Annotated in this window: 14 protein-coding genes; 10 read left to right on the forward strand and 4 right to left on the reverse strand. The window is 58.5% G+C overall.

Annotated features, from left to right (window positions below; genetic code table 11):
• From F7R20_RS19945 to F7R20_RS19985, 10 genes are all read left to right on the forward strand, one after another.
• Positions 1-1,023 (forward strand): glycosyltransferase family 2 protein, encoded by a 1,023-nt coding sequence (locus tag F7R20_RS19945; RefSeq protein ID WP_003203521.1) that lies wholly within the window; start codon positions 1-3, stop codon positions 1,021-1,023.
• A gap of 92 nt (positions 1,024-1,115) precedes the next feature.
• Positions 1,116-1,802 carry a class I SAM-dependent methyltransferase gene (locus F7R20_RS19950; protein WP_223523087.1) on the forward strand — a complete coding sequence of 229 codons (687 nt, stop codon included), beginning with the start codon at positions 1,116-1,118 and terminating at the stop codon, positions 1,800-1,802.
• Positions 1,799-2,206, forward strand: coding sequence for a GtrA family protein (locus tag F7R20_RS19955; protein ID WP_003203525.1), 408 nt, complete (start codon positions 1,799-1,801; stop codon positions 2,204-2,206). Before F7R20_RS19950 ends, F7R20_RS19955 begins: the two co-directional genes overlap by 4 nt.
• Before the next feature lie 2 nt (positions 2,207-2,208).
• Complete coding sequence (locus F7R20_RS19960) at positions 2,209-3,492, forward strand: NAD-dependent epimerase/dehydratase family protein (protein ID WP_027913023.1); 1,284 nt, start codon at positions 2,209-2,211, stop codon at positions 3,490-3,492.
• Positions 3,482-5,068, forward strand: a complete 1,587-nt coding sequence (locus tag F7R20_RS19965; protein ID WP_003203530.1) for an FAD-dependent oxidoreductase — start codon at positions 3,482-3,484, stop codon at positions 5,066-5,068. Before F7R20_RS19960 ends, F7R20_RS19965 begins: the two co-directional genes overlap by 11 nt.
• Positions 5,065-6,174 (forward strand): non-hydrolyzing UDP-N-acetylglucosamine 2-epimerase, encoded by a 1,110-nt coding sequence (gene wecB / locus F7R20_RS19970; protein ID WP_003203533.1) that lies wholly within the window; start codon positions 5,065-5,067, stop codon positions 6,172-6,174. Before F7R20_RS19965 ends, wecB begins: the two co-directional genes overlap by 4 nt.
• Positions 6,165-7,271 carry a glycosyltransferase family protein gene (locus F7R20_RS19975; protein ID WP_003203534.1) on the forward strand — a complete coding sequence of 369 codons (1,107 nt, stop codon included), beginning with the start codon at positions 6,165-6,167 and terminating at the stop codon, positions 7,269-7,271. Before wecB ends, F7R20_RS19975 begins: the two co-directional genes overlap by 10 nt.
• A 60-nt stretch (positions 7,272-7,331) precedes the next feature.
• A complete protein-coding gene (locus F7R20_RS19980; protein WP_003203536.1) occupies positions 7,332-7,595 on the forward strand; it encodes a hypothetical protein in 264 nt (87 codons plus the stop codon).
• A gap of 81 nt (positions 7,596-7,676) precedes the next feature.
• Entirely contained in the window at positions 7,677-7,763 is an 87-nt protein-coding gene (locus F7R20_RS32485; protein ID WP_442087941.1) for a small membrane protein YohP, read from the forward strand.
• 61 nt (positions 7,764-7,824) lie between these two features.
• A complete protein-coding gene (locus F7R20_RS19985; RefSeq protein WP_003203538.1) occupies positions 7,825-9,834 on the forward strand; it encodes a DKNYY domain-containing protein in 2,010 nt (669 codons plus the stop codon).
• Between the two features lie 35 nt (positions 9,835-9,869).
• Here the strand turns inward: F7R20_RS19985 and F7R20_RS19990 are convergent, their stop codons facing one another.
• The 4 genes from F7R20_RS19990 to F7R20_RS20005 all read right to left on the reverse strand — a co-directional run bounded on the left by F7R20_RS19990 (position 9,870) and on the right by F7R20_RS20005 (position 14,754).
• On the reverse strand, positions 9,870-11,114 hold the full coding sequence (locus tag F7R20_RS19990) for an OprD family porin (protein WP_033028202.1): 1,245 nt from the start codon (positions 11,112-11,114) through the stop codon (positions 9,870-9,872).
• A gap of 206 nt (positions 11,115-11,320) precedes the next feature.
• Positions 11,321-12,250, reverse strand: coding sequence for a dihydrodipicolinate synthase family protein (locus F7R20_RS19995; RefSeq protein ID WP_003203542.1), 930 nt, complete (start codon positions 12,248-12,250; stop codon positions 11,321-11,323).
• A gap of 133 nt (positions 12,251-12,383) precedes the next feature.
• Positions 12,384-13,775 (reverse strand): MFS transporter, encoded by a 1,392-nt coding sequence (locus F7R20_RS20000; RefSeq protein ID WP_003203543.1) that lies wholly within the window; start codon positions 13,773-13,775, stop codon positions 12,384-12,386.
• 127 nt (positions 13,776-13,902) lie between these two features.
• Positions 13,903-14,754: an IclR family transcriptional regulator gene (locus F7R20_RS20005; RefSeq protein WP_003203545.1), complete on the reverse strand. Its 852-nt coding sequence runs from the start codon at positions 14,752-14,754 to the stop codon at positions 13,903-13,905.
• Positions 14,755-14,812: the final 58 nt, after the last annotated feature.

A 14,812-nucleotide genomic window follows, 5' to 3' on the forward strand; every position in this document is an offset into this window, starting at 1 on the left:
ATGAACTCAAAAACAGCGCTTTTCACGGACGAGCAACGCGTCGCCGTCGTCATCCCCAGCTATCGGGTCACCGCTCATATAGGCGCCGTCATAGCGGCCATAGGGCCGGAGGTCTGGCGCATCTACGTGATCGACGATGCCTGCCCGGACGGTTCAGGCGGGCATGTCCTGGCCTCCTGTAACGACCCTCGGGTCAAGGTGCTGCCCCATGACGTCAACAAAGGCGTGGGCGGTGCGGTCATGACCGGTTATCGAGCCGCCCTCGACGACGGCGCGAGTATCATCGTCAAAGTCGACGGGGACGGTCAGATGGACCCGACCCTGATCCCGCTGTTCATCGAGCCGATCCTGGCGGGAGAAGCCGACTACACCAAGGGCAATCGGTTTTTCGATCTGGAAGAAGTCCAATCGATGCCGCGCATTCGCCTTTTCGGCAACGCCGTGTTGTCGCTGATGGCCAAACTGTCGACGGGTTACTGGGATCTGTTCGACCCCACCAACGGCTACACGGCGATTCACCGTGACGTCGCCAGGCTGTTACCCCTGGACAAGGTCAGCCAACGCTACTTTTTCGAGACAGACATTCTGTTCCGCCTGAATACCGTGCGCGCCGTCGTGGTGGATATTCCGATGGAAGCCCGGTACGGCGATGAGGTCAGTCACCTCAAGATCTCGAAAATCGTCGGTGAATTCCTGTTCAAACACCTGCGCAATTTCACCAAGCGCGTGCTCTACAACTATTATCTGCGCGACATGTCCCTGGCTTCGATCGAGCTGCCGATCGGGATTCTCATGTTCCTGTTCGGCATCTTTTTCGGCAGTTATCACTGGTATGAATCGGCACAGAATGGCATCGCGACGCCGGCCGGAACCGTGATGCTCAGCGCTCTGCCCATGCTCATGGGGTTGCAACTGATCATGGCGTTCCTCGGTTATGACATCGCCTCCGTACCCAGCAGGCCACGGCAATCCAGGCGTGGTAGAGCCACCTCATTGCGGGAAGAAAACTCATTAAAGCGCTGAGAGAGATTTTATCGGACCCGTCGCTCAAGACATTGGATGTCGATGGCAGCGAACGCCTGGAACTTCACGGCAAAGTGCTTGAACGCAAGCGAATGCTTCGGGAAGTATTCGTGGAGTTCCACCACGCGTTTCATCGCCTGGCAGACCGCTATTTCAAGGTCGAAGGTCTTGAGGTGGAGTTGGGGGCAGGCATCGCGCCCATGCGCAATTCGTACCCTGAAGTATTGGCGACGGACATTGTCGCCACCGAGCAACTGGACATGGCGCTCAATGCCGAGGCAATGAGCCTGGACGATCATTCAGCCAGAGTATTTTACGGCCAGAACTGTTTTCACCACTTCCCTCATCCCGATCGTTTCTTCACGGAGCTGGAAAGAACCCTCAAGGTCGGCGGCGGCGCCATATTGATCGAACCCTTCCACGGCCCCTTTGCCGCTTTTCTCTATAAGCGCCTGTTCAAGTCCGAAGGCTTCGATATGCACTTCCCGTCTTGGGAAACCCCGTCGACCGGGCCCATGAACGGCGCCAACCAGGCCCTCAGCTACATCGTCTTCGTTCGCGACAGGCAGGCGTTCGAGCGCAAGCACCCGGGCCTGGAAATCGTCCACCAGGAAATCTGCGGCAATTATCTGCGCTACCTGATTTCCGGTGGCTTGAACTTTCGCCAGTTGCTGCCCGACGCGCTGATCCCTGTGCTCAAGGTCGTTGAAAAACTGCTGTATCCGTTGAGACGGGTATTGGCGCTGCACCACATCGTGGTCATCCGGAGGAAGTCTTGACCTTTATCCGGTACGGCGCCATCCAACTCGTGGCTTATGCGTTGGACATGGGAACCTTTTTGCTGTTGATGGCCTTGTTCAACGATCAACCCGTCCTGGCCAACATCGCCGGTAAAGGCGTCGCCGGTGTGTTCGCGTTCTTTTTGCATAGGCACTTCACGTTCCAGTCGACCGGGGGCAGCAGCAAGGTTCAAGCGGTGCGCTATTTCTCATTGCTTGCCATCAATATTCCGCTCGCTTCAGCGCTGTTCAGCGTGGGGCTGTATTTCGTCAACAGCCCTGCCCCGGTGAAATTCGTCTCCGACGTGGTCTGTGTGGCCCTGACCTACTGGATCAGCAAACTGTTCGTGTTCCATTCCGCTGCGCGCCCGCCTGTTCCCGCTGACCGCGGCGAAGGCGCATGACGATGAAGCTACTGATTACCGGCGCGACAGGCTACATCGGACAACGCTTGTCTGTCCTCGCGGCGGCAAGCGGACACGAGGTCGTGTGCGCCACGCGCCAGCCGTGTCCCGCCACCTATACTTGGCTCCCTTATGACCTGCGGGGCCCGGCGCCCGAGTTCCCGGCGGGCACCCAGGTGTTGATCCATTTGGCGGCCGACACATCGACAAGCGCTGACGCCGACGCGGACGACGAAATAAAGGCGGCCCAGGCACTGATCCGTTGCGCCCAACAAGGCTCGGCCAGGTTCATCTTCATCTCCAGTCAAACCGCCGAGGCCACGGCCCCTGGCGTTTATGGCCGGACAAAGTGGCGTATCGAACAGCACGTGCTGGCCGCCGGGGGCAGCGTAATCCGTCCCGGCCAAGTGTATGGTGGCCCCGAACGCGGGCTCTTTGGCCTGTTGTCAGGGCTGGTGCGCCGAAGCCCGTTTATTCCGATCCTGATGCCGGCGCCTGGCGTACAACCTATTCATGTCGACGACCTGGCAGCCTCGATACTGGCGGTCGTCGAGCGGGATGACCTTCACGCCGAAATCCTCAATCTGGGCGCCGTACAGCCGATTGCCTTTGGCCGCTTCCTGATGTCGATTGCCGCGCACCGGGTGCGTGCCGCTCGCCTGCCTGTCCCTCTGCCGGTGGCATTGCTCAGGCTATTGCGCCTGTCACTCGGACAATCCTTGAGCGCCAAACTGGGCCTTGAACGGATTTTTTCCCTCATCCACCTGCCGCCCATGGACAGCGAACGTTCCTTGCAGAAACTCGGCATCCGGTTGCGCCCCCTTGCCCACGGCATGCATCGCTCCGGCCATGGGCAACGTCGTGGGCTTCTGCAAGAAGCCACGGTGCTCTTGCACTACCTGCTCAAACGCCCGCCGCAAAAAAGCCTGGTCAGTCGCTACGCCAGGGCGTTGGAACGTGCGGGCAAAACCCGATCCATCATTCATTCACGCTTGCTGATGCGCTGGCCGATATTCCTGGCGCTCCTGGACAATCCCGGTGTCCTGCACAAGCCCGACGGCCAGGAACTGGCCTGGCGCCTGCAGATTGCACTCGGTATTGCCGAAGCCAGCCCCCAGGGGGCGCAGGTGTTTCTCGGCACCCAACAGCCGCGCAGCCTGATCGCCACGCTGGTTGCGCTGGGACTCACCTCGGTCAAAGCGCTGGCGTGGAAGATAGCGGCGCTGTTGGGCCGCCCCTTTGCCCGCCAGTTGTTGCTTGGAAGTGAAGCCCACCGTGAAGCCTGAATTTGATGTGATCATTGTCGGCAGCGGCCCGGCCGGGACTTCGGCGGCCTATCCGCTGGTCAAGGCGGGCCTGAACGTCCTGATGGTCGACGCCCAGGCCAATACAGGCTCAGCGCCGCCGCCGACGCGTCCATTTCTCAGCGCCAGGGCAAACGATGAGCATCATTGGAAATGGATGATCGGCGAACACTTCCACGCCTTGAACCAACTGGACGCGGTATCGCCCAAGCTGAAGACGCCGACCCACGCCCATGTCTTCGAAGGGTTCAGCGCCCGCAATCGCATCGAGACCGACAACTTTATCGGCATCGGTTCACTGGCCACCGGAGGCCTGTCCAATGCCTGGGGTTGCGGCGTGGCAACGCTCGGGGCCAGCGACTTTGCCGGGCTGCCCATCGATTGTTCCGAGATGCAGGCATCCTATGAAACGGTATCTCGCCGGATCGGTATCAGTGGCCGGATCGACGACGACCTCTCAAGCTACTTCGGCCTCGATGAGTGGTCGCAACCGCCCCTGCCGTTGGACACACTGCACCAGCGTCTGCTCGATCAGTACACCCGGCGCCGCTCGGCGTTTCCCGAACTGGGGTTTCGCCTTGGCCGCTCCAGGGTCGCCGTATTGAGCCAGCCGCTGGACGAGCGCAAGGCTTGCGACCTGTCTGGAAACTGCTTGTGGGGCTGTCAGAACCAGGCCTTGTACAGCGCCTCGCAAGAGCTGCAAAAACTCAAGCAATACCCTGGGTTCCAGCACGTCCAGGACTTCCTCGTGGAGGATCTGCAGAAACTGGACGGTGCATGGGCGATCACCGACCATCGCTCCGCCCGGCGCTTCTGCGGTACGCGCCTGCTGCTGGCGGCGGGCACCCTGGCCACGACCCGGCTCGCCCTCAAGGGCTTGAACCATTCGGCCCCGATACCGCTGCTGTCATCACCGACGGCCGCCTTCCTGCTGTGGCTGCCAAAAATGCTCGGAACCCCAAGGGTGTCGACATTTGGCCTGGGCCAGCTATCGTTCGCCTTGACGCTGACGGCCAGTACCACGGCTTTCGGTTCGACGTTCAGTACCACAGGCTTGCCGATGACCGAGTTTGTCAGCCGGATCCCCATGAGCAAACGCTACAGCATCGAACTGCTGAAAAACCTGCTAAGCGCTTGCCTCGTCGGGAACATCTTCCTTCCCGGGCACCTGTCCAATAACACCGCGGTCCTGCGCCCCAACGGCTCGTTGCGCATCAACGGCCAAGCACATCCCGAGCTCCCCGGGCTCATGAAAACTGCCGAGGCAACGCTGCGCCGGATCTATTGGAAAATGGGCGCACTGTTGATGCCCATGAGCTTCACCGTCGGCAAGCCGGGGGCGGATATCCATTATGCGGGAACCCTGCCCATGCACTCGACGCCCAGGATCGGGCAGACCGATTGCATTGGCGAAGTCGCGGGCCTTGGCGGTGTGCATATTGTCGACGGCGCCTGCCTGCCCAGCCTTACCGAGAAATCCCACACGCTGACCCTCATGGCCAACGCGGACCGGATAGCACGCTCACTCGTAACAACGATAGGAAATCAAAAGGCATGACCCGCAAGGTACTCTGCATCGTCGGTACGCGTCCGGAGGCCATCAAAATGGCCCCCGTGATCAAGGCGCTCCAGGCCCAAGACAATATCGTTTGTCGGGTGCTCGCCACCGCCCAGCACCGAGACCTGCTGGATCAGGTGCTTGAGGGCTTCGCAATCACCGCCGACCTGGACCTGGACATCATGCGCCCCAACCAGTCATTGGCGGCGCTGACCTCACGCTTGCTGCTTGGACTCGACGGCGTACTGCAAGCCGAGAAACCGGATGTCGTGCTGGCTCAAGGCGACACGACCACGGTCATGAGTGCTGCACTGGCGTGTTTCTACCTGCGGATTCCCTTTGGCCATGTCGAAGCGGGCCTGCGTACCGGGGACCTCGGCAATCCGTTCCCCGAAGAAGCCAACCGGGTGATCGCCGGCAAGCTGACCCGCTGGCATTTCGCGCCCACCCAGCAGGCCGTGGACAACTTGCTGCGTGAGGGTGTCGCCACCAGCGATATCACCCTGACCGGCAATACCGTAATCGATGCCTTGCTGATGACGGCCGCACAAGACTCCACTTTGGCTATCCCACTGGATGCCAGCAAACGCCTGGTGCTGGTGACCGCCCATCGCCGGGAAAACTTCGGCGAACCGTTCCAGAATATCTGCCAGGCACTCAAGCACCTGGCCGAACGGAATCCGGACATCCAGATCCTCTATCCCGTCCATCCCAACCCGAACGTCAAGGATGTCGCGCACCAACTGCTCGGGCGGACCCCGAACATCATCCTCTGCGCACCGCTGGATTACGCGCCGTTTATCGCGGCAATGAAGCGCTCGTACCTGATCATCAGTGACTCCGGGGGCGTGCAGGAAGAGGCCCCGGCCCTGGGCAAACCGGTGCTGGTCCTTCGAGAGGAAACCGAACGCCCGGAGGCGGTCGACCTCGGCGTGGTCAAGCTGGTCGGCACCAACCGGGACACCATCGTCGAAGCAGCACAGCGGCTGCTCGATGATCCGCAGGCTTATCAGGCCATGGCACGCGGGGTGTCCCCCTATGGCGATGGCAAGGCCGCCGCGCGCATCGTCGACGTTTTAAGGCAGCACTTGCAGCCATGCGCATGATCTACCTGTCCCCGTTGCCATGGGCCAGCTTCAGCCAGCGCCCCCATCACTTCGTCAACTGGTATCACAACCAGACCGGCGCGCCAGTACTCTGGATCGATCCGTACCCGACGCGTTTACCCACGCTGAACGATTTCAAGCGCAAGCCGCCTGTTGCCGACCGGCAAAGCGTCACCGTTCCGCCCTGGTTGCAGGTCTGCAAACCCCGGAGCTTACCCATCGAGCCTATTCCGGGCTCGGCCATGCTCCTCAAGCGACTGTGGTGCAACCTGTTCAAAGAGGCTGCGGCATTTTCCGCAGAAGGGTCGCCCTTGATCTGTGTCGGAAAACCTTCCGAATTGGCCCTGCAACTGCTCGCCCTCATCCCTGCAAGCCATGCCGTCTACGATGCCATGGATGATTTCCCGGCCTTTTATCAGGGCCTGTCACGCAGGTCCATGGAACGTCGCCAGGCACAGCTCATTCGACGGGTATCCAAAGTACTGGCGTCCTCCAACCCCCTTCGCGACAAACTCCTGGGCACAACCGACCAGGTGGAACTGGCCCTCAATGCCTGTGACATGCACGCACTGGCGCCGGTCGAAAGCCTGGACTTCGGTGCCAAGCAACAGGTACTCGGCTACGTTGGCACGCTGGGGCGTTGGTTCGATTGGGAGCTGGTCATCGCGCTGGCGCAGGCCAATCCTGGAAACCGCATACGGCTGATCGGCCCCCTCTTCACACCGCCGCCTTGCGTATTGCCCGCCAACATCGAGCTGCTCGCCGAATGCTCCCACGCCAGTGCAATCGCCGCCATGGCAACGTTTTCGGTGGGCTTGATCCCGTTCAAGCTCAACCGCCTGACCGCCTCGGTCGACCCGATCAAATACTACGAATACCGCGCCCTCGGCCTGCCCGTCATCTCCACTCGCTTCGGTGAAATGGCCCTGCGCGACCGGGAACCGGGCGTCTGGATCGTGGATCAAGGCACCGATCTGGGTAAAACCGCCATGGAAGCACTCGCCAGCCAAAGCGACCGCTCGACTGTTCAACAATTTCGTCAGGCGCACCTTTGGGCTCAGCGTTTTTCTGCGATCAATCTCAAAAACGGCAAATAACGGCCGATACCCAGGATAAGACCCCGCGACTGGGGCGCAGGACAGAACGGTAGGTCAGTCATGACAGAGATTTATTTGCTGATAGCGCACGGCACGGACCAGGGCGAAGCTTACGTTCTGGGCTGGTTCGACGACCGGAGCAAAGCCCGGGAAGTGGCCGAGCAGAAAGAATGGGAAGCGTACCGCGCCAGCCTGAAGGAGAAACATCCTTGGTCCAGCCACAAACCGCTGGCGCCGGACCAGACGGACTATCGCCGCTACTGGATCAAGACCATTTCCAAATTCGAGCATGTGCCAGTGCCCAGATCCTTTGCGGTTCATTGATCACCACGCATGAATATTCAACGAAACGAGCGATATCGGTAGCGGTCTAGACGATTAAGCCCATCCGATGAGAGCGTTTTTATGTTGAAATTCCTTGGCGGTACCGTAGGCATCATTTTCCTGATTGGCCTGATCGTGGTGATTGCGCTGTTCAAGTTCATTTTCTGAGTGTGGCAGCGGCGATCATTGCCTTGGCGTTCCACCTCCCTGGAGAGCAGTTCGCAATAACATGACAATCACAGGGACGGATAAGGCTGACTGGGAGCCGCTGCAACTTGAATGGCATCAAGGTTTCGCCTTCGTCGACGGTGTGCTGCTGGGCGACGGGCAAGTGCCTGATGTGTACATCATGCTCAACCCCGAAGGTGCATACCCCAGCGCGATAGCACAATCTGCCAGTGCTGGGCGTTATCCGCCCTCGCCCTTGCTGGCCGATCAGCCGGTTTGGCGACATCGACGCAACCATTGGGTCTTGCGCGACGCCCTGCGTGATTACTACCTGCTTCCAGCCTACCGGGAGCGCCACGGCTACCACGCGCTGCAGGCCCTGCCGTTTCGCTTCGACAACGGCCTGGAAAGCCTCGGCCACCAGTACTGGCGCGACGCAACCGGCGCCTATTGGTTTGGCGACTACGCGATCAGCCGAATCCCCGAGGCACGACCCGACAGCCTGGCCCTGTTGCCAGCGTCGCCAGCCTCGGTGACGTCAGCCTCTGCCCTGTTCAGCGACGGAGTGAATATCTTTCTGCAAGGGCTATTTATCGCCAGCGCCACGGCGCGGGTGCGCTATTGCAACCACCCTTCCTATCGAGTGATCGACGATCAGGTCTACAAGGGCTTCAAGCCCCTGCATCAGAAGGACGGCACGCCGCTGCCGATCGCAAACCCCGACGACTTCCAGATGCTCGCCCATCGCTGGGGCACCGATGGGCAATCGATCATCGTGCAAGCGCAGCAAGGGTCGAGCATTTCATATGAATACTTCTACCGCATCGACAATGCCGACCTGGCGACCTTCACCGTGCTTAACGAACGCTACGCCAAAGACCGGCACCGCGCCTATTACCTGACCGGCAAGAGCATTCGCTACGTTGGCGATTTCCACCTGCTCAAATGCTGGCAGCCAGTGTTTGATGAGTGCGGCAGCGTGGTCAGCGCCAGCGAACGCGAGCATGATTATTTTGCCGTGGACGACACATTCGTCTACGCCGCCGGAACCCGCTTGCGTGATGCCCATGGTCCGAGTTTTCGCCACTTGGGGTTCGACTATTACCGTGATCATCAGCACGTCTACAGACGCCAGAAACGCCTTGATGTCGACGTGGAAAGCTTCGTAGTGACCCAGCTCTATCGTAATGACCAGGATTACGCGCCCGTGCTGGTCGGTGACAAGCACGGCCCGCTGGGTTCTGGCGGCATCATCGATGCGGCCATGCAAGAGGCATGGGCTCCTTACTTCGAAGCCCATCCGCAGTTGAAGGACTATTGGTGGCACCGCCTACAGGCCCTGCCTGAAACATCGCAAACGCCTGCAGAAACCCTGCCCTTGCGTGCCATCGGCCAGGGTTTCGAGCTGGGCCGCCAGGTGTATTTCCGTGGACGCGTGATCAACGGGCTGGACGCGGCAAGTTTCAAACTGCTGGACACGCACCTGTGCGGCGATGCCCAGGGTTTGTATCTGATCCCGTTTCATAACGCCGAATCCGAGGTACCTGAACGATTTTCCCAGGAGCCCGCGGAGCATTTCCGCTCACTGGGTGCGCCCTACCTGACTGACGGTAAGACCGTGTTCTGTCACCGGATTTTTTACCACGTCCCGGAACCGATTCGTAAGGCGCAAGCGGCCACGTTCGAATCCTGCGGTCATGGTTGGGCCAAGGATCGGGATGCGGTGTATTACTACGGCGAGGCGAAAAAGCGGCTACATCCCTCGGACACCCGCATTCTCGGCACCTATGCCATCAGCCCTAGCCTGATTCTCTCGGAGGGCAAGCCACTGGATGTGGCATTCGACCCTGATGAAGTCCGCGTGCCCCATCCCGACTTCCTGCAACTGGGCACGCGCAAGTTGTTCTGCCACCGACGCCCGCTGAGCGCCAAGCGGATCGACCTGACGACCCTCCAATTCCTGAATGACCGCTACGCCCGTGACCAACATCGAATCTATCACTACGACGGTTATGCAACCCTGACCGAAGTCGACGAAGCGCATTATCGGGAATCGCTCGGCCATCGATGACGACCTCTCCATCAGCGACCGCTGTAAAAATTTTTTTAAAGAAAGCCCAAGGGATAACTGATGATCACACGATTCTCATCGTAATCCGCACTGTTGAATCCACGGCGCACACTTGCATTGCGCCAACGCAAAGCCAGATTTTTCAGCCGACCGCTCTGAACCACATACCCAAGCTCACTCTCACGCACCCACTCCGAACCATCATCGACGCGTTGTAACCTTACGTCGTCACCGTGGACATAGCGGGTCATCAATGACAACCCCGGAACGCCATAACCAGCGAAATCCAGGTCGTAACGTAACTGCCAGGATCGCTCCCCCGGGTTGTCAAAGGCATGGTTGAAAGTATTGTTCGCCAGGTAGATGCCCCCAGTACCGGAGACTCTCATCCAGCCAGTCTCACCGCTGACCTGTTGCCAACCAAGACTGAATGTATGCTGATCAATGCCCAGGCCGATCACCAATGACGCCGTTCGATTATCCAAACGACCAGCCTTGGCTGCGCCGTCGTCCTTGCCCCAGAAATAACCCAGGTTAGTGTTCAAGGTGACGCTCGGGGATAACGACCAGCGCTGGTTCAGACCGACATATTGCTGCTGGTAGATGTCCTTTAACTGCCCGCTCCATAAACGCAATGTGGTGCTTTTAGAGGCTGGGCGGTAGTCGGCTCCTAGATAGTTGAACGCATCGCTATGAGCGCTACCGAAAGCCAGGTCCTCCATGGATGAATCATTACGCAAACTGGTTTTGTTGAATTGCCCAGCGAAAAGCGTCCAGTACTTCACATCCTGCGAAGACAACTGCGTCCCTTCGAACGTTTGTGGCAACGCTCGGAAGTCGTCGGCGGTGATAATCGGCAGGTTGGGCATCCATTCGCCCACTTTCAATTCGGTGGCGGAAATTTTCGCTTTAAGGGCAACCCCAAGCCGGCCAAAGCTGCCCGCCGGGTCCCCATCACCGTCCTTGGGCAATAACAACGCGCCGTAACGTCCCGCCCCACCGTCCAGCTTGACGGCGTACTTGCCCAATACATCGGCACCCACGCCAACGGTACCTGAGGTAAAGCCGGATCGAAGATCGAGAATAAAGCTCTGTGTCCATTCCCGTGCCTGGCCCTGTGCGGCATCAGGCGCAGTGAAATGACGTTCGAAGAAGAAGTTTCTGAAGGTCAGCGTTGCCTTGCTGTCCTCAACCAAACCTTGGGCGAACACCCCAGGCGACAGCAATCCGACACACAGTAAAATGCCAGCGAGACGCAGCGTTATTGTTTTCACGACCATGATTCCCCTGTTGTTGTTATTGAAGGGCACACGCGGTCTGCTCTCCCTCGGGAAACGACTTGTCGAATCGCCGGAGGGATGGAGCTGATCGATGGTTGGATCGGATATTTCAGTAGGTGCGAATGGACCAAAAAGGGCCCGAGATCACGGAACCCTGTTCGGCCAAGCACAGCAGGAGGGGCGCCTGGTTAGCGCCCCTCCTCGGGTCAGATCAGACCTGCGGAGCGCAAGGCGTCGGCGATTTCGCGATCAGCGCCTTCCGCCAGTGGCAGCAACGGCGAACGCACCGTGGCGTGATCCAGAATCCCGCGCGCTACCAGGCCATGCTTGAGCGCCACCGTGCCTTCCATGTGGGAGCCACGGTGGTAAACGTTGCGGGTGACTGGCAGCAATTTGTCATGGATGGCACGAGCGGCCGGATAATCCCTGCGCTTGCCGGCGGCGATCAACTCGATCAACGGCTCAGGCGTCAGGCTGCCGTAGCCCACCAATGCCCCGTCCACATCGAACATGGTGTGCAACAGGTATTCGTCATGGCAGGTGAGGATCTGCAGGTCCGGAACCTCACGACGTACCACCGGGATCTCAGTGTCCCAACGGCGCATGTTGCGTACGCCGTTCTTCATGGCGAAAACCCCTGGCTGCTTGGCGATTTCCAACTGAGTTTCCAGGTCATAGGTGGCTTTGGTCACATCCGGGTACTGGAACAGAATCAGTGGCAGACCGCTGTGCTCATAGATCGCCCGATAACGGTCCTGTGCGGCCCCCTTCTGGTAGCCAAAACGCAGCCAGCCATGAGAGGGATAAACCAAGCCCGCGCTGGCGCCTGCGTCAACGGCACGCTGGGCTTCTTCGGCTGCCACTTGGGTGCCTTCCCCCGTAATGCCAGCAATGATCGGGATCCGCCCGCCTACCGATTCCTTGAAGCTCTGAATCACCGAGGCCTGCTCGGCTTGGGTGAGGAACGTGCCCTCTCCTGCGTGCCCCAGCACCACCAAGCCCTTGACGCCATCGAAGCTACCCAACCAGGAACCAAGCTTCTGGATCGCATCATGGTCGACCTTGCCGTCGCGGGTAAACGGAGTGACTGGAGCCGGTACCAGGCCTTTGAGATCAATCGTGTTCTTAGTACTCATTTTATTTCCTCTGGTTTACTAAGTGTCCGCAACTGACGCGTGCAGGAACGCAAGCAATACAATCAAGTATCACTTGGGGTTTATTGGAGATTACGTGTGCAGCTAATTAATCAATGATCCGGCGTAACACTTATCAAGGCGAAAGTTCCTCCAGTATTCGCCCCTTGGTTTCAACAGCAAACAATGCAGTGACACAACCGGTGATGATTAATATCACTGCGAATATGCCAAACACATAATGCGCACCGACATTGGTTACTGTCAGACCCACCACCAACGGCCCCGTGGCGGACCCCAAGCGCAACCAGGCACTGCCCAGTCCGGTACCCAATGCACGCAGGCGCGTGGGATAAAGCTCTGCCGAGTACAGATAAAGTGAGAATGTAACGGTTTGCACCAGTGCGTACCCGAGGCCGGCCAAGAGCAGGATCTGCAAGGGTGACGTCGCACCGGTCAGCGCCAGGACCGACAAGGGAATTGCAGCCAGAAACAGGGCCCCCATATACCAGCGGCGGCGACCGAACCTGTCGATCAACAAGGCGCAGATGACGGCGGCAACCACGCCAGCCCCCGACGTGATAAAGCCGTAAGCCAAACTGGTGTCCAGGGGCAGATTGAAATGTTGGCGATAAAGCGTTGGTAACCAGGTGATCAAGCCATTGGCAACCATGTAGGCACCAAACCACATTGCCCAGATGACCATGGACCGTTTGAAATACATGCCATGGAACAGCTCACGCCAACCTTGAGTAGCGCCAGGTCTTGCTATCTGAGGCACTTCCACGGCGGGCGCAAGTTGCTTGCCGGCTTTCAAGACGCTGTTTTCCAGGCGCGTCACAATGCGATCAGCCTCTTGCAATCGACCTTTAGAGGCCAGCCAGCGTGGCGACTCGAAGAGAAAGAAGCGCAGCGGGATCAAAATCGTGGCAGGGACAAGGCCTACGGCGAACATGGCTTTCCAGCCGTAGATCGGTACCAGCAGGTAACCAATGATTCCCGCGCCTACCAGACCGAGCAGAAACATGACTTCATAGAGCAGAAAAAACTTGCCGCGTTTTTTCGAACCAATCAGTTCGTTGACATAAGCGCTGGCGACCGGCACCTCGCCTCCCGTGCCGATGCCTTGCAAGAAGCGAAACAGGATCATGGAGCCGGCGCTCCAGGCGAACAGACAGGCCACATCCATGGCAACGAATAGAAGAATGGTGAACGTCAGCACTTTCATCCGCCCGATACGTTCAGCCAACCAACCAAAGAACACCGCACCCAACAACTGGCCCAGGTAACCGAACGATAAAATCATGCCGATCTGGGTCGCGGTCAGGTTCCATTCCTTGGCCAATACCGGCATCGCATAGGCAATCGCGATGACTGTATAACCATCAAAGAATGTGGCGGCGCCAATAATATTCCTGGCCCAGAAGACCTGCCGGGTAATAGGCAAACGTTCAAGTCTCGCACTGATATTCGCTTGGCTTTTAAGCCCTTCAGTCACAGGTTCTGTTTCTAAGTTTTGCATCAACATGGCACTTCCTTCTTATTTTCAATATTGTCGGGGCGTGCAGGTGCGAGCGTTGTGAATTTCACAATGCTTGAAGTTCATTGAGTAACTAACGGGCTTTAGCGTGAGCCCGTGTAATCATGACTAGCTTTTAGAAGTTCGAACCGATACTTCCATTGGCCTCCAGTGCCTTGCCAATATCCTTGGCAGCTTCCAGGGTAGAGCTCAGTGCGCGGCTTTTAAGCTCGTCCGCCGTACACCGGACTGAAGGGGCGGCAATGCTGATCGCTCCCACTGGATATCCGTCGATGTCCAGCACGGGGACCGCGAGAATTCTCAATCCCTCGGTGAACAGGGATTCAGTCAACACGAAGCCATTGTCGCGAATTTGCCCAAGCAACTCCGACAGCGGACGCTCCAGGGCGTGTGGCTTCATGATGAATGGCGTCGTGGGGGTGAGTTCTTGGACTTTCTGCACCTGATGCTCCGGCAGGAAGGCAAGGATCGACTGGCCGATGGCCGTCTGGGTTGCAGGCACCGTGGTGCCGATGCGGATATCCACGCCCAATCGGGTGATGCCCGCCCGCACCCGCTCCAGGTAGAGCACATCGGCGCCCTGCAGGACGGCAAAGCTGGCAGCCTCGCTGGTTTCACTGACCAGGCTTCGGAGGATAGGTCGCACAATGCTGCGCAAATCAGTCCGGGCTATAGCATGAAAGCCCAGATCCAGCACCTTGAGCGTCAACGCAAAACGACGGCTTTCCGGAATTCTGGAGACATACCCCAAATCTACCAACGTGTTGAGCATGCGGAAGGTCGTACCAGGATCAAGATCGGCCGTCGCAGCGATCTGACTCAAGGTCAACTCATCGTTTTCGGCAGTGAACGATTCCAGTACGCGAAACCCCTTGGCCAAGGATTGAACGGTGCTTCGAGCCTTCTTTTCGTCCCAACCCTGGATCGGATCGGAGCTGCCTTCTGAATGCTTTGGAGTCTTGATCATTTTTTTCGCTCTTTTTTGATTTTTTCGGATTGCGAAATTATTTTCTTTCAATTAGGAT

This window comes from Pseudomonas brassicacearum subsp. brassicacearum (genome assembly GCF_008801605.1).
GTDB lineage: Bacteria > Pseudomonadota > Gammaproteobacteria > Pseudomonadales > Pseudomonadaceae > Aquipseudomonas > Aquipseudomonas brassicacearum.